The sequence below is a fragment of the Aequorivita sp. KMM 9714 genome (assembly GCF_011065475.1).
Lineage (GTDB): Bacteria > Bacteroidota > Bacteroidia > Flavobacteriales > Flavobacteriaceae > Aequorivita > Aequorivita sinensis.
Window position 1 is genome coordinate 1 of sequence record NZ_JAAGRO010000052.1, and the last position, 315, is coordinate 315.

1 pseudogene is annotated in these 315 nt (G+C 39.0%); it reads left to right on the forward strand.

Annotated elements, in window-relative coordinates:
• A pseudogene (locus G3A46_RS14140) lies at nt 1–315 on the forward strand (hypothetical protein); the annotation flags it as partial.

A 315-nucleotide genomic window follows, 5' to 3' on the forward strand; every position in this document is an offset into this window, starting at 1 on the left:
TAATGGAACATTTACAAATTCTGCAGAAGTAGTTGGTACAACACCAGCAGGTGCAGAAGTAACCGACATCTCTAACAATGATGGTTATGTAGGAGACAACCCAACAGTTATCGAACTTTGTCAAAACCCTGCAATAGCGATTGTGAAAACAGGAGTTTTCAATGATGAGAACGATAATGACTGTTCAGATGTTGATGAGACTATCACATATACTTTTACAGTAACTAACCAAGGAAATGTAAGTCTGTCTAACATCATAGTAGACGACCCATTATTAGGAGGTCCATTAGCCGGTCCAATAAGTGGAGACACTGA